Below are 19,056 nucleotides of genomic sequence, written 5' to 3'. Positions count from 1 at the left end.
GCAGCCGGCCGATCAGGGCCGGACGAAGCGCTCCACGATCTTGCCTGCGATCAGGTAGACCAGGGCCGCGATGCCCCAGTTCACCAGCAGGGTGTTCTTCGCGGTCTCCAACCGGAACAGGTCCTTGAACGGCCCCACCAGGTCGTGGCCGCGGGCAAGCACCCACTCGACGATCTCGTTGCTCTGGTTGGTCTGGTCCAGCGCGGTGAACAGCGCGCCCAGCGCGAGCACCGCGGCCGCGACAACGGCGAGCAGCCAGACCAGCGAGGCGATCAGGTTCCGGAAGCGCTTCACACCGGACCCGACCCGCGACAGCGCGGCCTGACCCTTGCCTGACCCCTTGCCCGCGGCACCCTTGCCGCCCGGACTGTTGCCGCCGGCCCGCGCCGCCTTGGCCGCCGCCAGCGGATTGCCCGACGGCGGGTTGTTGCCCGCAGCACCTGTCGCGGCCGGCTCGCGGACCACGGATTTGGTCACCGCGGTCTCGTCGCCCACCTTGCCGGCCCCAGCTTTGTCGGTAGCGGCCTTCTCGGCTGCCGCCTTCTCCCGGGCCTTCTGCTCGGCGACGATCTCGGCCGCGGTCCGCGGCTTGGTGGCCGTCGTACTGCGGCCGCCGGCCGGCGTCTCCTCGGCGCCGACCGGTGTCTGCTCGGCATCGGTGGCCTTCGCCGCCTTGTCGTCGTGAGTACCCACGTCGTCCATCTCCTCAGCCGGGGTCGGTTCCTCGTCCGCCACATGCCCGTCTTCAGTCGCCCGTACTTCGGCGGCATTGTCCTCAATCACCTGACCGGGTGCCGGCGACCGCTTGCGTCTGCTGCCCGGAACCGGCCGGGGCGACAACCTGCGCCGTACGCCGGCGAAGCCCCCCGGTGCAGGGCCGGTACCGTCCAACCTATCCAGCTCCGGGGTGTCCGTCACGGTCGGCACCGGATCGATCACCCGGTGGCGCGCCTGCGTGATCGAGCCGTCGGTGGCTGCCTGGTCGAGCGCGGACACAACATCCGCGGCCCTGGAGGGCAGCCGCGCCTGGTCAGCCACGCTTGGTCTCCTCTCCGACGACTTCCGGGACATACTGCCCGACTGGCGAGTAACTTGAGAAGTCCTCGACCGCATCTGGCTTATCACCGCCAGTAGGAGCTTCGCTACCCACCGCCGGTACCGCGTCTTCCACCGCCTGCACTTCGTCTTCCAAGGCCGGTACTGCGTCCTCCACCGCCGGTACTGCGCGCGCTCCCGCGCGGAGTCTGGCGGCCGCCTGCTCGTTCGCGTTCGCGAGACCGGCCAGGTAGGCCCGGCGCTCCGCGTCCGCGGCGTACCGGGCGGCCCGGTCGCCCACCACGACGGCCGGCACCCCGGCCGCCACGGCGTACTCAGGAATGTTGCCACGGGCAACGCTGTTCGCGCCGATCACCGCGCCGCGACCGATATCGGTTCCCCGCGTCACGGTGACCTTGGTGGCCAGCCAGCAGTTCGGGCCGATCCGGACCGGGGACTTCACCAGGCCCTGGTCCTTGATCGGCAGGTCCAGATCCTCGGTCTTGTGGTCGAAGTCGCAGATGTAGGTCCAGTCGGCGATCAGCGTGGACGCGCCGATCTCGACGTCCAGGTAGCAGTTCACCGTGACGTCGCGGGCGAACACCACCTTGTCGCCGATCCGCAGCGTTCCCTCGTGCGCGCGCAGCCGGGTCTCGTCGCCGAGATGCACCCACTTGCCGAGGATGATCCGGCCGTGTCCCGGCCGGGCGACGATCTCCAGCTTCTTGCCGAGGAAGACGAATCCCTCGGTGACGACGTGGCGATGCCGGAGCTTGAACCAGGCGAACCGCCAGTAGCGCTTCAGGTAGTACGGCGTCCACGCCCGGTGGCGCACCACCCAGCGCAGATTCGCCGCCGTCAGCAACCGCATCCAACCAGTATGTACAGCGATCAGCGAGCTACTCCCGTGATCGACACGTTGTAGTAGAGCTCGTCAGGCACGATGTGCGAGAGCACCCTGTCTACCTTCGAGAGCTGCAGCCAGGACCTGTAGGCGAACATCCGCCAGCCGAAGCCGAGTTTCCGGTCCGGCACCGCCGCCTCGAACGTCCGGACCGGCCAGCCCACCCAAGCGGCCAGTAGTTCCTCGGTCACCGTCCGTACGCCGGTCGCGCCGGCCCGCTCCGCCATCCGGGCCAGCGTGTCCGGGTCGAAGGTGTGCAGGTCGACGACCGCCTCCAACGCGGCCGCCCGGGACGACTCGTCGAGCTCCTCCTGCGGACGCCGCCAGTCGGTCAGCGCCGGGATCCTGGTCACGTTCGTGGTCGCCCACCAGGTGAACCGGGACAGCCGCCGGGCCACGAGGTCGCCGTACCGGGTGGGTTCGCCGCAGATGACGAACCGGCCGCCCGGCTTGAGTACGCGGAGCATCTCGCGGAAGGCTAGCTCGACGTCCGGGATGTGATGGATCACCGCGTGACCGATCACCAGGTCGAAGGTGTCGTCGTCGTACGGGAGCTTCTCCGCATCGGCGACCTTGCCCTCGACCGCGAACCCGAGGGTCGCGGCATTGCGCTTCGCGGCCTCGACCATGCCGGGCGAGAGGTCGGTGACGTGCGCCTCGGCGAGAACGCCGGCCAGCTTGAGGTTCAGGGTGAAGAAGCCGGTGCCGGCGCCGATCTCCAGGGACCTGCCGTACGGCCAGCCGTCCGAACCGGCGATCGCGGTGAACCGGTCCTTGGCGTAGGTGACGCAGCGTTCGTCGTACGAGATCGACCACTTCTCGTCGTACGTGGACGCCTCCCAGTCGTGGTACAGCACCTGGGCGAGCTTGTTGTCGTTCCAGGCCGCCTCGACCTGTTCGGCGGTGGCGGCGGGCTTCTCAGCGGAGGTGGTCATCAAATTCCCTTGAACTCGGCCTTACCCGGGCCGTTCTCGACGAAGGACTTCATCCCGATCGTGCGGTCCTCGGTGGCGAACAGCCCGGCGAACTGCTGCCGCTCGATCTCCAGCCCGGTCTGCAGATCCACGCCGAGACCGTTGTCGATCGCTTCCTTGGCGGCCCGCAGCGCGAGGGCGGCACCGCGGGAGAACTGGGTGGCCCAGGCAACGGCCGCGTCGTACACCTCGGCGGCCGGGACGACCTTGTCGACCAGGCCGAGCTGGAGGGACTCCGCGGCGTCGACGAACCGGCCGGTGTAGATCAGGTCCTTCGCCTTGGACGGACCGATCAGCCGGGACAGCCGCTGGGTGCCGCCGGCGCCGGGGATGATGCCGAGCAGGATCTCGGGCTGGCCGAGCTTGGCGTCGTCGGCGGCGATCCGGTAGTCGGCGCAGAGCGCGAGCTCGCAGCCGCCGCCGAGCGCGTAACCGGTGATCGCGGCAACGGTCGGCTTCGGGATCGCGGCGACCGCGGACAGCGAGGCCTGCAGCGGACCGGAGCGCTTGACCATGTCCGCGTAGGACATGTCGGCCATCTCCTTGATGTCCGCGCCGGCCGCGAACACCCGCTCACCGCCGTAGATCACCACCGCGCGTACTGCGTCGTCGGCGGCGGCCTCGACCGCCGCGGCGCGGATCTCCTCCTGCACCTGGACGTTGAGAGCGTTCATCTTCGGCCGGTCCAGCCGGATCGTCCCGACCCCGTCGGCCACCGTCAGATTGACGAACTCGCCCATAACCTCGCTCCTTCGCCCTACCCGTGGGTCACATATCAGCGCGCACGCTACCCGACCCCCAGCCCACCTGGTACCACGGGGAGCCCACCCCATCCCGCCCCACCCCACCTCGCCCGTCCCACCGCCCCGCCTCCCCCCCAGCCGGGCGGACGCGTGGGGCGGCGGCGCATCGCCCGGCGTGGGGTGTGTGGGGGTCAGAGGTTTATGGGTTGGCCGGTGGTTGCTGAGCGGCGGGCGGCGTCGACTATGCGAAGGGTGCGGAGGCCGACTGCGCCGTCTGGTTGGGGGATCACCGCAGGGGGTTGGCCAGGTACGGCGGGACCCGAGGCACGGACTGCGGACAGGAATTCGGCCAGCATCATGGCGTCGAGGTTGTCGCCCACCCCGAGATACACCTCGCCGGAGGAATCCGTGCCGCCCACGTGAGTCTGGAACGGAGCAATCTCGACGGACCCGTTCGTACCGGTCACCTGCAACGTCACCCCACCCCAGGTCGGAGCGTTGTCGGGGACGCTCCACGAACAGTCGATGGTCGCCAGCAGCCCGTTCCGGTAGGTGATGGTGACCAGCCCGCCCGTCTCGACCGCTACCCCCTTGTCCTGATGGAGGACGTGGTTCGCCACGGCGTGAACGCGGGCTGCCTCGACCCCGCCGGTGAGGCCGTCGATCAGGTCGGCGCAGTGCACGGTGTGATCCACCAGCGCTCCCCCACCGGCCAGCTTCGCGTCGGTGAACCACTGCCGCTGCGCATACGGGATCTTTCCGTTGTTCGTCCCCAGCACGGCGAAGACCTCACCCAGCCGCCCGGCCTCGACCGACGCCTTCAACCGCCCGTACGACGGCGCGAAGCGCACCGGGTACGCCGTCATCAGGATCACGCCGGCCGCCTCACACGCCGCCAGCATCGCCTCCCCGTCGGCAACCTCGGTGGCCAACGGCTTCTCGCAGAGCACGTGTGCCCCGACGGCAGCCGCCCGCTCCACCAGCGATCGGTGCAACGCGTTCTCACTCGTCACCACGACCGCATCCGGTCCCCAGCCGAACAGCTCGTCGTACGAGTCGACGTAGTCCACACCGGCAGAAGCAGCAAACGCGGCACCCCGCGGACCCGCATCCGGCGCAGAGGCACCATCCGGGTCGGCCGCGAGCACAGACACCTCAGGCAACGATGCCAACAGCGACACGTACGATGCCGCGTGGGTGTGCGCGAACGAGGCGATCGCGACCTTCAAGCTCATCGGGTAACTCCTGCCGGGTCGGGGCGGTGGGACAACGAAGGAATCAGAGCAGTCATGTCGATCGCAAGGCCGGAAGCCATCGACTCGCGGGCCGCCTCGGCCAGATACACCGCGGCGGCCCCATCGGCGGCGACCACCCGAGGTGCAGGCCCACCGCGAAGCGCGGCCGCGAGCTCCCGCAGCTGGGTGAGATAAGGACTCTCACCAAGCGTCGACGAAGGGATCAGCAGGTCGCCTCCGGAGCCGCCGTCCATCAGCTCCTCGGCGTACCCGGTGTCCTCGGCCGACGAGTACTCCAGTACCCCGGTCGACCCCGCGATCGCGAAGCCCGACTTGAACTGCGTCCCGGTCGCACCCCACGTCGCCCGCAAATGGCTGATCGCACCCGACGCATGAGTCAACGTCACATGCGCCGCCACGTTGACCGGGGAGATGCCGTCCACGGTCGGCGGGCTCTGTACGGCGTACACGCTGGTCACCTCGCCGCAGATCCACCGCGCCTGGTCGAGGTCGTGCACCATCAGGTCCATGATCACGCCACCCGAGCGCGCGACATCGCGGTACCAGCCGGACCCCGCGGGTGAACTCGCCTGCCGGAAGAACCGGGCCACCGCGACCTCGCCGATCCGGCCCGCCCGGACCGCGTCGTACGCCGCCTTGTAGGCCGGGAAGAACCGGACGACGTGCGCCGGGTAGATCTGCACGCCCGCGGCCTCGGCAGCCGCCGACAGCTCGTGCGATTCGGTGGCGGTCAGCGTCAGCGGCTTCTCGCAGATCACGTCCCGGCCGGCCTTGATCGCGGCCAGCGCGAGCTCCTTGTGTGTCGCCGACGGCGTCACGATGTCGACGAAGTCCACGCCCGCGAAGACCGCATCGAGCGAGTCCACCGCCTCCAGCCCGTACCGCGCGGCCAACTCGGCCGCGCCCGCGTGCGAGTGCACCAGCACCCGCGCGCCGAGCGCCTTCCAGGCCGCCACGTGCACATGCGCGATGTTGCCCGCGCCGATCAGTCCGACCGTCAGCCCGGTCAGGTCTGTTTCGCTCATTAGTCCTCTACTTGAGTCCGGAGAATGCGATGCCTTCGACGACCCGGCGCTGCAGGATCACGAAGAGGATCAGTACCGGCGCCATCGCCATCAGCGCCGCAGCCATCATCACCCCGGGCGAGATCTGGCCCTGGTATCCGCTCAGCGTGGCCATCCCGACAGCCAACGGCATCTCCTCCGGCGCCGAGGTGACCACCAGCGGCCAGAGCAGGTCCGCCCAGGACGCCAGCACGGTGATGATCGCCAGCGAGATCAGCCCCGGCTTCGCCACCGGCAGCACGACCCGCCAGAACGCCTGCCACGGGTTGCAGCCGTCCAGCTTGGCCGCCTCCTCCAGTTCCACCGGGATCGACCGGAAGAACTGCATCATCAGGAACGTGCCGAACGCGCTGAAGATGCCGGGAGCAACGATGCCCTGGATCGAGTTCAGCCAGCCGAGCTGCTGGATGATCTGGTACTGCGGGATCAGGTACACCTGGCTCGGCACCATCAGGATGGACAGGATCAACGCCAGCATGACGCCCTTGAACCGGAACGACATCCGGGCGAAGGCGTAACCGGCCATCGAGCAGAGCACCAGCTGACCGACGGTCCGGCCGGCGGTGACCGCCACCGACACCCAGAACTGGTCCAGGAACGGCAACCGCTGGAACACCTCGGAGAAGTTGCTCCACTGCAGTTTCGACGGCAGCAGATCGGGTGGGATCGACTGGATCTCGGCCTGGCTGGAGAACGCCATCTTCACCTGCCACAGGAACGGGAACATCATCACCAGGCTGCCCAGGATCAGCACCACATGCGCGATCCGGTTGCTGCCCAGCCGCCGATCCGGCTTACTGGCCATAGTTCACCCACCTCCGCTGGAACCGGAACTGGAACAAGGTCAGCAGCCCGACGACGAGCAGGATCAGTACGGCGACCGCCGCGGCGTACCCGCGCTCGTTGGAGACGAAGGCCGCCTCGTAGAAGAGGAAGACCAGCGACTGCGTCTTCGGCATCACCGGGTTGACCGGCCCGAGAAGCGCGAACAACTGGTCGAACAACTGGAATCCGGCGATCGTGGTGATCACCGACAGGAAGAAGATCGACGGCGTCAGCAGCGGGACGGTGATCGCCCGGAACTGCTGCACCGCACCGGCTCCGTCCAGCGACGCCGCCTCGTACAGCTCGCCCGGGATGCTCTTCAAGCCGGCCGACAACACGACCATGTTGAAGCCGATCGAGAGCCACAGCCCGAGCAGCGCGACCGCGACCAGGGCGAACCACTCCTGCGTGATCCAGGACGGCCCGTCGATGCCGATCACGCCGAGCGCCTGGTTGAGAACGCCGTAATCGCCGTTGTAGATGATCCGCCAGACCAGGGAGATGGCGGTCGGCATCGCGACGTACGGGAGGAAGAAGAGCGTCCGGTAGAGCATCGCGAACCGCAGGTTCGGCCGGTTCAGCAGGCTGGCGAACAGCACCGCGAGTGGGATCCCGAGCAGCACGATCGCCGTGTAGACGACCGTGTTCAGGATCGCCCGGTAGACCTCGGTGTCGCCGACCAGCTGGCTGTAGTTGGCCGCGCCGACCCAGGTGCTGCCGCCGAACGGCCCGGTCTCGGTGAAGCTGTCGTACAGCGTCTTGACCAGCGGCCACAGGTAGAACACCAGTACGCCGAGGAAGGTCGGCAGCACGAACAACCACGGCCACCCGCCATCGGCCGACCGGGACTTACCGCTCACTTCTCCTTGCCCAGTGCCTCGTCCATCTTGGTGGCGACCTCGGGCGCCACCTCCGACATCGGCTTGTCGCCGCCGAACGCCGGGGCGATCAGGTCGGTCTCCAGCTTGTTCCACACCGCGGTGTCCTTGGAGGCCGGGTACGGCTCGGCGTACTGCTCGGCCGCGTCGATGTAGGTCTTCAGGTTGTACGCCGGCGCCGAGTTGACGAAGTCGGTCTGGGTCCCGGTGAACGCCGGGTTCGCGGCACCCGCCTTGGCCTGGATCAGCGCGGCGTCCTTGCTGCCGAGGAAGGCCAGGAACGCGGCGGCCGCGGCCGGGTTCTTCGACTTGGCGCGCATCACGTTGCCGATGCCGTGGATCACGGTCTTCCGGTCACCACTGGGGGCCTTCGGCAACGGCACGACGGTGAAGTCGTCCTTGTACTGCGACTTCAGCGCGGCCGAGACGACCCAGTTGCCGTTCCACATCATCGCGGCCTTGCCGGCGAAGAACCGGTCCTGGCTCGGCGACTCGGCGTTCTGCGCGGCGGTCGGGGTGTAGCCGGCCTTCACCATGTCGGACCAGAACTGCAGTGCCTCGATCGACTTCGGGTCGCTGTACCCGGACTTGCCGTCCTTGATCACGAAGCCGCCGTTGCTCAGCATCGCCGGGTAGTAGTCGGCCTGGTTGCCGAGGGTGTCGGCGGTGGCGAAGATCCCCTTCGAGCCGAGCGCCGCCTTGAGCTTCCCGGCCGCGGCCTTGTAGTCGTCCCAGGTCCACTCGGCCGTCGGCGGTTCCACCTTGGCGTCCGCGAACAACTTCTTGTTGTACCAAAGGGCGATCGTGTCGTAGTCCTTCGGTACGCCGTACTGCTTGCCGTCCAGCGAGTAGAGCTCGTTCAGCGCCTTCGGGTAGTTGGCCGGGTCGACCTGCTTGGCCTCGAGCAGCCCGTCGAGGGTGCCCAGCTGCTTGTTCGCGGCGAACAGCTGGAAGTTCGGTCCGTTCATCCAGAACACGTCGGGCAGGTTGTCCGACGAGGCCTGGGTCTTCAGCTTGGTGAAGTACTGGTCGAAGACGGCCAGTGAGATCGACACCTTGACGTTCGGATACTTGGTGTTGAAGGCCTTGACGATCTCCTGCATCGCGGGCTGCTGGTTCACATCCCAGATCGCGTAGGTGATGTCGCCCTTCACATCGGCGGGGTTGTCGGGGACCTTCGCCTCGCTCCCCGAATCGGAGTTGCTACCGCGGGCGGTCAGCGCCAGGGCGGCCAGGACCACCCCGGCCACGAAGGATGGAATTCGCATCGGCATGTCTCCCTCGGCCGGGCCAGCTCCTTACCAAACTGAGTGGCCATCGGTAAGTAAATAACGGCTCGTGCGTTTGTATCATTGCGCGTGTGTGTTCGCAAGGAGCCTCTCACGAGCACTTCCGACATGGTTAGCGATATCTCAAGCCTTGGCTGAACCGGTTCCGGCGGTTCGCAGGCAGAATGTGCCGGTGACCGAAGCCACCGCCGCCCCGAACGCGCTCGGCCCGCCCCTCGATCCGGAGCACCGGTTGGGGGCCGTGGTCCATCACGACGGCACCACTTTCACGCTGTGGGCACCGGCAGCCGAGCGGGTCGAACTGGTCCTGATCGCCCCGGACGGCAGCCAGCGGAACCTCGACCTGAACCACACCGGCGAGTACTGGACCGGTTTCGTCGGCGGCGTCGGCCACGGCCAGCGCTACGGCTACCGCGTGCACGGACCGTTCGACCCGTCACACGGACTCCGGTTCAACCCGGCCAAGCTGCTGCTCGACCCGTACGCGCGAGCCGTCGACGGATCCCTGGACCACGCCAGCCCGCTGATCTACGACTCCTCCGACGGCGACTCCGCCGGGTACGTCCCGGTCGGCGTGGTGGTCGCCGGCTCCGAGCCGCCACCGCCGATCAGCCGCCCGGTGACCTGGAGCGAAACGGTGATCTACGAGCTTCACACCAAGGGCTTCACCAAGCTCCACCCGGGAGTCCCCGAGCACCAGCGCGGCACGTACGCCGGGCTCGCGCACCCGTCCGTGATCAACTATCTGACCGATCTCGGCGTCACCTCGGTCGAACTGCTGCCGATCCACCAGTTCCTCACCGAGCCGGCCATCGCCGCCCGCGGACTGCCCAACTACTGGGGCTACAACTCGCTGAACTTCTTCAGCCCGCACGCGCAGTACTCGTCGTCGGGCTCGACCGGGGAACAGGTCGCCGAGTTCAAGGCGATGGTCGCCGCGTTCCATGCCGCCGGCATCGAAGTGATCCTGGACGTGGTCTACAACCACACCGCCGAGGGCGGGTTCGACGGCCCGACGCTGAGCTTCCGCGGGATCGACAACCGCGCCTACTACCGGCTCACCCACGGCGGCGTCACCTACGACGTGACCGGGACCGGGAACTCCATCGACACCTCGCACCTGCAGGTCCGCCGCCTGGTGATGGACTCGCTGCGGTACTGGGTGGAGGAGATGGGCGTCGACGGGTTCCGGTTCGACCTGGCCGTCACGCTGATCCGGAACGAGCGGCACGAGGTCGACACCGTCAACCACCCATTCCTCGCCGAGGTGGCCGCCGACCCGGTACTCGGCCGGGTCAAGCTGATCTCCGAACCGTGGGACGTCGGCCAGTTCGGCTATCAGGTCGGCAACTTCGGCACCCCGTGGTCGGAGTGGAACGGCAAGTTTCGCGACAGCGTCCGGGACATCTGGCGGACCTCCTCCGACGGGGTCAAGGACCTCGCCTACCGGCTGTCCGGCTCCAGCGACCTGTACGGCGACGACGGGCGCTACCCGTACGCGTCGATCAACTTCGTCACCGCCCACGACGGGTTCACCCTGCGCGACCTGGTCTCCTACGACCACAAGCACAACGATGCGAACCACGAGGACAACCGGGACGGTACGGACGACAACCGGTCCTGGAACTGCGGTGTCGAAGGCGAGACCACCGACCGACGGGTGCTCGCGCTGCGCAAACGGCAGATGGCGAACCTGATGTCCACGTTGGTGCTGTCCACCGGGGTCCCGATGATCACCGCCGGGGACGAGTGCGGGCGGACGCAGTACGGGAACAACAACCCCTACTGCCAGGACAACGAGCTCTCCTGGTTCGACTGGTCGCTGCCGGCCAAATGGTCGAGTCATCTGGAGCTGACCAAGAAGCTGATCACGTTGCGGGCGGCGCATCCGACGTTGCGGCAGTGGCACTGGTTCTCCGGCCAGCCGGTGGTGCCCGGCGGCCGCAAGGACATGTCCTGGATCGCGCCGCACGGTGGTGAGATGACCGAGGCGGACTGGCACGACGGGAACCTGCGCACGATCGGGATGTTCCTGGCCGGCGACGCGCTCCGCGGTACCGATGCCGAGGGCAACATGCTGACCGACAACTCGTTCCTGCTCGCGCTGAACGCGACCGCCGAGGCGCGCGAGGTCGTCGTACCGGACGCGTCCTGGGCGCCGGCGTACGAGGTCGTGCTGGACACGTCGCATTCGGGCGTCACCGAGGTCGAGGCGGGTGCCGTCGTACCGCTTGCTCCCCGATGTCTGGTCCTGCTCCGCGCGCTCTGAATCGATGGTGAGATTTGGCTCCGTGTTGTACGGTCGATGATCACCAACTGTTCACTTGCGGGCCACCTGCGCGGCCGCTGATATCCGGAGGGGGGCCCGGATGTTATTCCTGCGATCAGGACGAGAGCCGCGACGGCGGACACGTCCCGACAACACCACGCCGATCGGCGTACTCCACCAGGTCGTGGTGCGCTGGGGTGATGCCGAGAGAACGACCCCACGTCATACCGTCCAGCGGTGGTGTGACGGCGTCGCGTCCATCGACATCCAGGCCCGGACCTACGCCGATTTCTGGCGGCAGCAGAACGAGACCGCACTCGCGGCCGAGGGTCCCCTGTGGGTGGTGCTCGGCGATTCGACGGCTCAGGGCCTCGGCGCGTCGTCCCCATGGCACGGCTATGTCGGCCAGGTGCTGACCAAGCTGGACCGTTCCGATCGTCCGTGGCGCGTGGTCAACCTGTCCCGCTCCGGCGCCCAAACAGGCCACGTGCTCGACGACCAACTCCCCCTCGTCCAGCAGCTCGGCGTGGAGCCGGACCTGGTGACCTGCGGCATCGGCAGCAACGACATCCTCGGTACGCCGCCCGGACGGTTCCGCAACAACCTCCAGGAGTTGATCCGGCGACTGCCCTCGTCGTCGGTGGTGATGGACCTCCCGGTTCCGGACCGGTTCTGGACCATTGGCGGCGTCTGCAGCCCGTACGTCGCCGGCATCAACCGCCTGATCCGCGCCGCCGCGTCCAACCGGGGTCTCCCGGTCGCCGAGCTGTCCCGCCACGTCCGCCCACCCTGGCGCGACAAGCTCGCCGCCGACCGCTTCCACCCCAACGACGCCGGCTACCGCCACCACGCGGACGCCCTTCTCGCCGCGCTGCCCGCAGTGGTTCCACAGCACTGATCCGGTTTGCCGCTTCACTCTGCCCCTGGGGCAAGGTGAAGACTTGCCCGCATGGACGAGGTTGTCGAGCTGACGATCAGTGAGTTCGGGCGGCGCGCGGGGCTCTCGCACAAGGCCCTGCGGCTGTACGACGTGTCGGGGTTGCTGCCGCCGGCCCGGGTGGATCCGGTCAACGGCTACCGGCGGTACGACGAGGCGCAGCTGGAGCGGGCCCGGCGGATCAGTGTGCTGCGTCAGCTCGACATGCCGTTGACCACGATCGCGGAGGTGCTGGCCGGGACCGATGAGGAGGCGCTCATCCGGTTGGACCGTTGGTGGGCTGCCTCGGAGGCGACCAGCGAGGCGCGGAAGGCGACCCTGGAGTACCTGCGGGACCGGTTGATCCGGTCTGGGTCGCCAGGGTTGAGTCCGCGGCCGGTGCTGGTGCGGGAGGTACCGGAGACCAAGATCGCCTCGATCCGGCACGACACGGACCAGCAGGCGCTGGTCGGGGCGATCGTGTCCTCGACGATGATGTTGCGCTCCCATTTGGTGGCTTCCGGCGCCACGCTGCCCGGAGGATCGATGGTGATCTACCACGGTCAGGTCACGCCGGAGAACGAGGCGACCGTCGAGGTCTGCGTGCCGTTCACCGGGACCGTCGATCCGGCCGGGCCGATCGGGATCCGGGTCGAGCCGGCCCATACCGAGGCCTACTGCACGATCACCAAGGACGAGTGCGCGTATCCGCGGATCATGCTCGCCTACGACCTGGTCCAGGACTGGGTCCGCGGCACAGGTTCGCCCCGGACCGGCGCCGCCCGCGAGGTGTACGACCCCAGCTTCCAGGACCTGCCCGGTTCAGCGCCGGCCGTCGACATCGCAGTACCGATCTGAATCCCAGCACCGATCTGAGTCCCATGACCGACCTGAATCGCATCGCAGCATCGATCTGAGGGGAACGACCAATGAGCTTTGCCGCCCAGTCCGCCTACAGCAACCCCGGTGAGTACGCCGCGCTGCTCGACGTCTTGCCGTCGGACGTCGCCGGGATCACCGACGTGGTCCGCAATGTGCTGATCCACTATCGCGGTGGCGGGATCGAGTTCACCGGCGAGCGGCTGGAGGAGATCAACCATCGCTGGATCGACGACCTGCTCGCGACCGACCAGCGGCGCAACGGCACCCCGTTGGCGACTCCGCGCGAGCCGGCCGATCGGGTCGCCGGTTGCTGCCGGGACTACACCCTGCTGACCGTCTCCGCCCTTCGGCACAAGGGGATTCCGGCTCGCAGCAGGATCGGGTTCGCGCCGTACTTCGTGCCCGGGTTCAACTGCGATCACGTCGTCGCTGAGTACTGGAACGGCGACCGATGGGTGATGGTCGACGCGCAGCTCGAACCAGGTGAGCACTGGGGATTCGACGTACAGGACATGCCGGCTGGGAAGTTCCGGTCGGCCGCGGAGGTGTGGCTCGGGTACCGGTCGGGTGAGCTGGACGGGGACCTGTTCGGGGTGGATCCGTCGCTGCCGTTGAAGGGTGGCTGGTTCATCCGGGACTACGTGTTCCTGCAGCTGGCGCATCTGCAGTGCGACGAGGTACTGCTCTGGGACGGGTTCGGCGGGATGGCCGACGACCTGGAGATGGACCTCGGCCCGACCGACGAGGTCGCCGCGCTCCTGGTCGCCTCCGATGCCGGCGACGAGGCCGCGACCACGAAACTCCGCGACCTCTACCGCGAGGACCCCGAATGGCACCCGGCCGACCGCCTAGAGGTCCACTCCCCCACCGGCACCCCGCCGTACTACGTCAACGTCACAACGCGCGAGCAGACCCCAGCGACCTGACCCCGCCTCCCCGCCGCAGACCTGCTCCGCCCGGGTGAAATCTCAGAGGCTAGCCCTTCAGGTAATGGTTGCCCCCTCAGATTCTCGGGGGGTAACCATTCACCTCGGAGGCTAGCCTCTGAGATGCGACGGGGAGCCGCTCGGACTACGGGTGCTCGGACTACGGGTGCTCAGAACTCCGAGGGTGCTCAGAACTCCGAGCCGACGGGGAGGTCCGGGGTGTTGGGGTCCTCGGGGTCGGAGGGGCCGGCGGCGAGGCCGAGTTCGGCCGGGCTGGCCAGCATCGGGTGCTTCGGCACCACCCGGACGGTGTAGCCGAACGGGCCGGTCCGGTCCAGCTTCAGCTCACCCTCGAACCGGTGCCGGTTGCCCTCGTAGGTCTCCGCCAGCGACAGCGACTCGCGGACCGCGTCGGTGATCTCGTCGTTGGTGTCGACCCGGCCGTGCAGGGCCTCCACGTCGATGTCGGCCGGGGTCAGCTCGCCGAGCGTGACGAACGCGCGGATGCCGACCGTCGTACCGAGCTGCGGTACGTCGCCGAGACCCTGCAGCTCCACGTGATCCACGCGAACAGCAGACCAGGCGGACCGGACCTTCTTCTTCCAGTCGGCCAGTTCGCGCGCACCGTCGTACGTCGAGTTGAGCTGCCGGGACGACTGGGCTGCCGGGACGTACAGCCGCTGGACGTAGTCGCGGACCATCCGGGTGGCGAGCACCTTCGGGCCGAGCTCCTTGATCGTGTGCCGGAGCATCTCGATCCAGCGGCCCGGCACCTCGCCGTCGTAGAACCGGGGCGCGACCTGCTTCTCGATCAGGTCGTACAGCGCGTGCGCTTCGAGATCGTCGCGCCGGTCGGTGTCCTCGATCCCCTCGGCCGACGGGATCGCCCAGCCGAACTCGTCGTCGTACCACTCGTCCCACCAGCCGTCGCGGATGGACAGGTTGAGCGCACCGTTCAGCGCCGCCTTCATCCCCGACGTGCCGCACGCCTCGTACGGCCGGAGCGGGTTGTTCAGCCAGACGTCGCAGCCCGGGTACATCGGCTGGGCCAGCGCGATGTCGTAGTCGGGCACGAACACGATCCGGTGCCGAACCTCCGGGTCGTCGGCGAACCGGACCATCTCCTGGATCAGCTTCTTGCCACCCTCGTCGGCCGGGTGCGCCTTACCCGCGATGACGATCTGGATCGGCCGCTGCGGGTGCAGCAGCAGCGCCTTCAGCCGGGCCGGGTCGCGCAGCATCAGCGTCAGCCGCTTGTACGACGGGACGCGGCGGGCGAATCCGACGGTCAGCACGTCCGGGTCCAGGATCGAGTCGACCCAGCCCAGTTCGGCCTCGCTGGCGCCCCGGTTGATCCAGGACGCGCGGACCCGGGCCCGGGTGTCGTCGATGAAGCGCTGCCGCAGGATCCGCTTGGTCTCCCAGAGCTGCGCGTCGGTGGTCTTGTCCAGACCCTCGAACATGCCCTCGGAGTCGCCCTGGTCGGCGTTCGCGTAGGTGAGCTGGGAGATCTCCCGGGCCACCCAGGTCGGCGCGTGCACGCCGTTGGTGATCGAGGTGATCGGCACGTCGGACGAGTCGAAGCTCGGCCACAGTCCGGAGAACATCCCCCGGCTGACCACACCGTGCAGCTTGGACACACCGTTGGCGCGCTGGGCCAGTCGCAGGCCCATGATCGCCATGTTGAACACGGCCGGGTCGCCGCCCTCGAAGTCCTCGGCGCCGAGCTCGAGGATCCGGTCGATCGGGACACCGTCGCCGAACACGTCCGGCGAGAAGTGCTGCTGGATCAGCTCCACCGGGAACCGGTCGATACCGGCCGGGACCGGCGTGTGGGTGGTGAATACGGTGCCGCCGCGGGCGACCTCGAGCGCGGTGTCGAAGTCGTGCCCGCTCTCGGCCAGCTCGCGGATCCGCTCGACCCCGAGGAAGCCGGCGTGGCCCTCGTTGGTGTGGAACGCCTCCGGCGCCGGGTGACTGGTGATCCGGCAATACGTGCGGACCGCGCGGACACCGCCGACACCGAGCAACAACTCCTGGAGCAACCGGTGCTCCGTGGTACCGCCGTACAGCCGGTCGGTCACCTCGCGCTCGGCCGGCTCGTTCTCCTCCATGTCGGAGTCGAGCATCAGCAGCGGCACGCGGCCGACCTGGGCGATGAAGATCTGGGCGTGCAACTCCCGGCCGCCCGGCAGCGTCACGGTGACGGTGGCCGGTGCGTCACCGTCGCGGAGCAGGCTGATCGGCAGCCCGTCCGGATCGACCAGCGGGTACCGCTCCTGCTGCCAGCCCTCACGGTTCAGCGACTGACCGAAATAGCCGTGCCGGTACAGCAGGCCGACGCCGATCAGCGGCACACCGAGGTCACTGGCCGCCTTCAGGTGGTCACCGGCCAGGATGCCGAGACCACCGGAGTACTGCGGCAGCACGTGGGTGATGCCGAACTCCGGGGAGAAGTAGGCCACCGAGCTGACCGGCGTCCCCGCGTCGGCCTGGAACCACCGCTCGCCGGTGACGTAGGCGTTCAGGTCGGACACAGCCAGTTCCAGCCTTCGCAGGAAGGCCTGGTCGTTCGCCAGCTCGTCGAGCCGGGCCGCCGGGACCTCACCGAGAAGCTTGACCGGGTCACCGCCGGTGGTGCGCCACAGCTGGGGGTCGACAGCCTCGAAGACATCTTGGGTCTCGGGGTGCCAGGCCCAGCGCAGGTTGTTCACCAGGGTGCCGAGACCGGTCAGCGGCTCGGGCAGGACAGGGCGGACGGAGAATCGTCGTATCGCTCGCACCGGGACACCGTACCGGCCACAGGTGCACGGAACACGTTCGGGATGCGTCAATCTTGCAGGACGAGCAAGATTTTGCAGCAGCGGAACCCGGACCGTGATGCCTGACCTCGCGGTGGGTGGGTATCGAATCAGTGCTGCGTGGCGTGTCTGGCCACTCCGAACCGATAACGTCAGACCTGTCACCCGACTTGTCCGATCCATAAGCCGGAAAGCGAGTTCATCGACCACCATGACTGGGCGCATCCCGATCACCGACGTCACCCCGACCGTCGACGCCGGAGCGTATCCGGCGAAGGCGTCAGTCGGCGAGACGTTCACCATCGCGGCCACGGTTTTCCGTGAGGGCCACGACGCGGTGAACGCCAACGTCGTCCTGACCTCGCCTTCGGGGCAGACCAGACGGATGCTGATGACCCCGGTCGGCCAGGGCTCGGACCGCTGGACCGTCGAGGTCACCCTGCAGGAGCGGGGCGCGTGGACGTTCGCCGTCGAAGGCTGGAGCGACCCGTACGGGACGTGGCGGCACAACGCCGAGATCAAGATCCCGGCCGGGATGGACGTCGACCTGATGTTCGCCGAAGGGGCCGCCTTCTTCGACCGCGCAGCGGCCGGCGTACCGCCCGCGGTGCGGCTGGACCGGGCCACCCTGACCGATGCCGCGCAGGCGCTGGCCAACGGCGCGTTGCCGCCCGAGGCCCGGCTCGCCGCGGGGATCTCGCCGCAGGTCCGCGCCGCGCTCGGGCGCTACCCGGTGCGCGAGCTGATCACGTCGTCCGAGACCTATCCGGTGTGGGTGGATCGGACCCGTGCGTTGTACGGCAGCTGGTACGAGTTCTTCCCGCGGTCCGAAGGCGCGCAGTACGACGAATCGACCGGCCAGTGGACATCGGGCACGCTCCGTACCGCGGCGAAGCGGCTGGACGCGGTCGCCGCGATGGGGTTCGACATCCTTTACGTACCGCCGGTGCACCCGATCGGGCACTCGTTCCGCAAGGGCCCGAACAACACCCTCGACCCCAAGCCGGGCGATCCGGGGTCGCCGTGGGCGATCGGTTCCGAGGACGGCGGGCACGACGCGATCCACCCCGAGCTCGGCACCTTCGAGGACTTCGACTACTTCGTCGGCCGGGCTCGTGAGGCCGGCCTGGAGGTCGCGATCGACCTGGCCCTGCAGGCGTCGCCAGACCACCCGTGGGTGAAGGAGCACCCGAAGTGGTTCTCGGTCCGCGCCGACGGCTCGATCGCGTACGCGGAGAACCCGCCGAAGAAGTACCAGGACATCTACCCGATCAACTTCGACAACGATCCCGAAGGCATCTACGCCGAGGTACTGCGGATCGTGAAGCTGTGGATCGCGCACGGCGTCACCGTGTTCCGGGTGGACAACCCGCACACCAAGCCGGTCAACTTCTGGGAGTGGCTGCTCGGGGAGATCCGCAAGACCGACCCGGACGTGGTGTTCCTGTCCGAGGCGTTCACCCGGCGGCCGATGATGCAGGAGCTGGCCAAGGTCGGCTTCCACCAGTCGTACACGTACTTCACCTGGCGCAACGAGAAGTGGGAGCTGGAGGAGTACCTGCAGGAGCTGACCAAACAGACCGGGCACTTCCTCCGGCCGAACTTCTTCGTCAACACCCCGGACATCCTGACCGCGTACCTGCAGTACGGCGGTCCGGGGGCGTTCAAGATCCGCGCGGCGATCGCGTCCACCTCGTCGCCGGCCTGGGGTGTCTACGCGGGCTACGAACTGTTCGAACACGTCGCGCTGCGGCCCGGGTCCGAGGAGTACCTGGACACGGAGAAGTTCCAGCTCCGCCCACGCGACTGGGAGGCCGCCGAACGTGAGGGCCGCAGCCTTGCGCCGTACCTGACGCTGCTGAACAACATCCGGCGGCGGCACCCGGCCCTGCAGCAACTGCGCAACCTCAGCCTGCACTCGGTCGAGGACGAGGCGATCATGTGCTACTCCAAGCGCACGACCGGTCCCGACGGCCACACGGACACGGTCATCGTGGTCGTCAACACCGACCCGCATTCGGTCCGCGAGTCGCTCGTCCACCTCGACATGGCCGCGCTCGGCATGCGCCCGGACGACACCTTCACCGTGTACGACGAGATCACCGGCGCCACCTGGCGTTGGGGCCAGCAGAACTACGTCCGCCTGGATCCCAATGGCGACCCGGCCCACATCCTCGCCGTACGCCGCGGCCAGGCCTGACGCGCTTTGTCGGAATATGCACATCTTGGTGTCTACAGCGATTGGGTAGAGGCTGCTGCCGGCCCGCGCGCCCGGGCCGGCAAGCCTCAGCCTT

At 68.1% G+C, this 19,056-nt stretch carries 15 protein-coding genes; 5 read left to right on the top strand and 10 right to left on the bottom strand.

The genetic code is table 11. The annotated features are described in order from the left end of the window. Positions 1–12: 12 nt before the first annotated feature. The 9 genes from EV643_RS06370 to EV643_RS06330 all read right to left on the bottom strand — a co-directional run bounded on the left by EV643_RS06370 (position 13) and on the right by EV643_RS06330 (position 8,947). Positions 13–1,038, bottom strand: a complete 1,026-nt coding sequence (locus EV643_RS06370; RefSeq protein WP_133799016.1) for a hypothetical protein — start codon at positions 1,036–1,038, stop codon at positions 13–15. After that, positions 1,031–1,906 (bottom strand): acyltransferase, encoded by an 876-nt coding sequence (locus tag EV643_RS06365; protein WP_133799015.1) that lies wholly within the window; start codon positions 1,904–1,906, stop codon positions 1,031–1,033. Before EV643_RS06365 ends, EV643_RS06370 begins: the two co-directional genes overlap by 8 nt. Before the next feature lie 20 nt (positions 1,907–1,926). Next, positions 1,927–2,874 carry a class I SAM-dependent methyltransferase gene (locus tag EV643_RS06360; RefSeq protein ID WP_133799014.1) on the bottom strand — a complete coding sequence of 316 codons (948 nt, stop codon included), beginning with the start codon at positions 2,872–2,874 and terminating at the stop codon, positions 1,927–1,929. Continuing rightward, on the bottom strand, positions 2,874–3,653 hold the full coding sequence (locus EV643_RS06355) for an enoyl-CoA hydratase/isomerase family protein (protein ID WP_133799013.1): 780 nt from the start codon (positions 3,651–3,653) through the stop codon (positions 2,874–2,876). Before EV643_RS06355 ends, EV643_RS06360 begins: the two co-directional genes overlap by 1 nt. Positions 3,654–3,847: 194 nt before the next feature. After that, complete coding sequence (locus EV643_RS06350) at positions 3,848–4,891, bottom strand: Gfo/Idh/MocA family protein (protein WP_133799012.1); 1,044 nt, start codon at positions 4,889–4,891, stop codon at positions 3,848–3,850. Next, positions 4,888–5,937 (bottom strand): Gfo/Idh/MocA family protein, encoded by a 1,050-nt coding sequence (locus EV643_RS06345; protein ID WP_133799011.1) that lies wholly within the window; start codon positions 5,935–5,937, stop codon positions 4,888–4,890. The genes EV643_RS06350 and EV643_RS06345 overlap by 4 nt, the downstream gene beginning before the upstream one ends. A gap of 7 nt (positions 5,938–5,944) precedes the next feature. Further along, positions 5,945–6,781, bottom strand: coding sequence for a carbohydrate ABC transporter permease (locus tag EV643_RS06340; protein ID WP_133799010.1), 837 nt, complete (start codon positions 6,779–6,781; stop codon positions 5,945–5,947). Further along, positions 6,771–7,661: a carbohydrate ABC transporter permease gene (locus EV643_RS06335; RefSeq protein WP_133799009.1), complete on the bottom strand. Its 891-nt coding sequence runs from the start codon at positions 7,659–7,661 to the stop codon at positions 6,771–6,773. The genes EV643_RS06340 and EV643_RS06335 overlap by 11 nt, the downstream gene beginning before the upstream one ends. Continuing rightward, positions 7,658–8,947, bottom strand: coding sequence for an ABC transporter substrate-binding protein (locus EV643_RS06330; protein WP_133799008.1), 1,290 nt, complete (start codon positions 8,945–8,947; stop codon positions 7,658–7,660). Before EV643_RS06330 ends, EV643_RS06335 begins: the two co-directional genes overlap by 4 nt. Positions 8,948–9,140: 193 nt before the next feature. Here EV643_RS06330 and glgX point away from each other — a divergent pair, with 193 nt between their 5' ends. The 4 genes from glgX (at position 9,141) to EV643_RS06310 (ending at position 13,961) form a co-directional block, all read left to right on the top strand. Next, complete coding sequence (gene glgX, locus EV643_RS06325) at positions 9,141–11,237, top strand: glycogen debranching protein GlgX (protein ID WP_238165392.1); 2,097 nt, start codon at positions 9,141–9,143, stop codon at positions 11,235–11,237. Between the two features lie 100 nt (positions 11,238–11,337). Then, positions 11,338–12,135, top strand: coding sequence for an SGNH/GDSL hydrolase family protein (locus EV643_RS06320; protein WP_133799006.1), 798 nt, complete (start codon positions 11,338–11,340; stop codon positions 12,133–12,135). 51 nt (positions 12,136–12,186) lie between these two features. Further along, positions 12,187–13,011: a MerR family transcriptional regulator gene (locus EV643_RS06315; RefSeq protein WP_133799005.1), complete on the top strand. Its 825-nt coding sequence runs from the start codon at positions 12,187–12,189 to the stop codon at positions 13,009–13,011. 71 nt (positions 13,012–13,082) lie between these two features. Continuing rightward, positions 13,083–13,961, top strand: a complete 879-nt coding sequence (locus EV643_RS06310) for a transglutaminase-like domain-containing protein (RefSeq protein WP_133799004.1) — start codon at positions 13,083–13,085, stop codon at positions 13,959–13,961. A 188-nt stretch (positions 13,962–14,149) separates the two neighbouring features. Here EV643_RS06310 and glgP read toward each other — a convergent pair whose 3' ends face one another. Then, positions 14,150–16,744, bottom strand: coding sequence for an alpha-glucan family phosphorylase (gene glgP / locus EV643_RS06305; RefSeq protein ID WP_133799003.1), 2,595 nt, complete (start codon positions 16,742–16,744; stop codon positions 14,150–14,152). 229 nt (positions 16,745–16,973) lie between these two features. On the opposite strand from glgP, the gene EV643_RS06300 reads away from it, so the two are divergent. Further along, positions 16,974–18,962 carry an alpha-1,4-glucan--maltose-1-phosphate maltosyltransferase gene (locus EV643_RS06300; protein ID WP_133799002.1) on the top strand — a complete coding sequence of 663 codons (1,989 nt, stop codon included), beginning with the start codon at positions 16,974–16,976 and terminating at the stop codon, positions 18,960–18,962. Positions 18,963–19,056: the final 94 nt, after the last annotated feature.

The sequence above is a fragment of the Kribbella caucasensis genome (assembly GCF_004361855.1).
Lineage (GTDB): Bacteria > Actinomycetota > Actinomycetes > Propionibacteriales > Kribbellaceae > Kribbella > Kribbella caucasensis.
This window is presented reverse-complemented; position numbering and strand designations above follow the sequence as displayed.

Excerpts from the sequence above, each read along its gene's own strand:
- EV643_RS06315 (WP_133799005.1), top strand. The coding sequence starts at position 12,187 with ATGGACGAGGTTGTCGAGCTGACGATCAGTGAGTTCGGGCGGCGCGCG.
- EV643_RS06300 (WP_133799002.1), top strand. The coding sequence starts at position 16,974 with ATGACTGGGCGCATCCCGATCACCGACGTCACCCCGACCGTCGACGCC.
- EV643_RS06345 (WP_133799011.1), bottom strand. The coding sequence starts at position 5,937 with ATGAGCGAAACAGACCTGACCGGGCTGACGGTCGGACTGATCGGCGCG.
- EV643_RS06340 (WP_133799010.1), bottom strand. The coding sequence starts at position 6,781 with ATGGCCAGTAAGCCGGATCGGCGGCTGGGCAGCAACCGGATCGCGCAT.
- EV643_RS06355 (WP_133799013.1), bottom strand. The coding sequence starts at position 3,653 with ATGGGCGAGTTCGTCAATCTGACGGTGGCCGACGGGGTCGGGACGATC.
- EV643_RS06350 (WP_133799012.1), bottom strand. The coding sequence starts at position 4,891 with ATGAGCTTGAAGGTCGCGATCGCCTCGTTCGCGCACACCCACGCGGCA.
- EV643_RS06310 (WP_133799004.1), top strand. The coding sequence starts at position 13,083 with ATGAGCTTTGCCGCCCAGTCCGCCTACAGCAACCCCGGTGAGTACGCC.
- EV643_RS06320 (WP_133799006.1), top strand. The coding sequence starts at position 11,338 with ATGTTATTCCTGCGATCAGGACGAGAGCCGCGACGGCGGACACGTCCC.
- EV643_RS06330 (WP_133799008.1), bottom strand. The coding sequence starts at position 8,947 with ATGCGAATTCCATCCTTCGTGGCCGGGGTGGTCCTGGCCGCCCTGGCG.
- EV643_RS06360 (WP_133799014.1), bottom strand. The coding sequence starts at position 2,874 with ATGACCACCTCCGCTGAGAAGCCCGCCGCCACCGCCGAACAGGTCGAG.
- EV643_RS06365 (WP_133799015.1), bottom strand. The coding sequence starts at position 1,906 with ATGCGGTTGCTGACGGCGGCGAATCTGCGCTGGGTGGTGCGCCACCGG.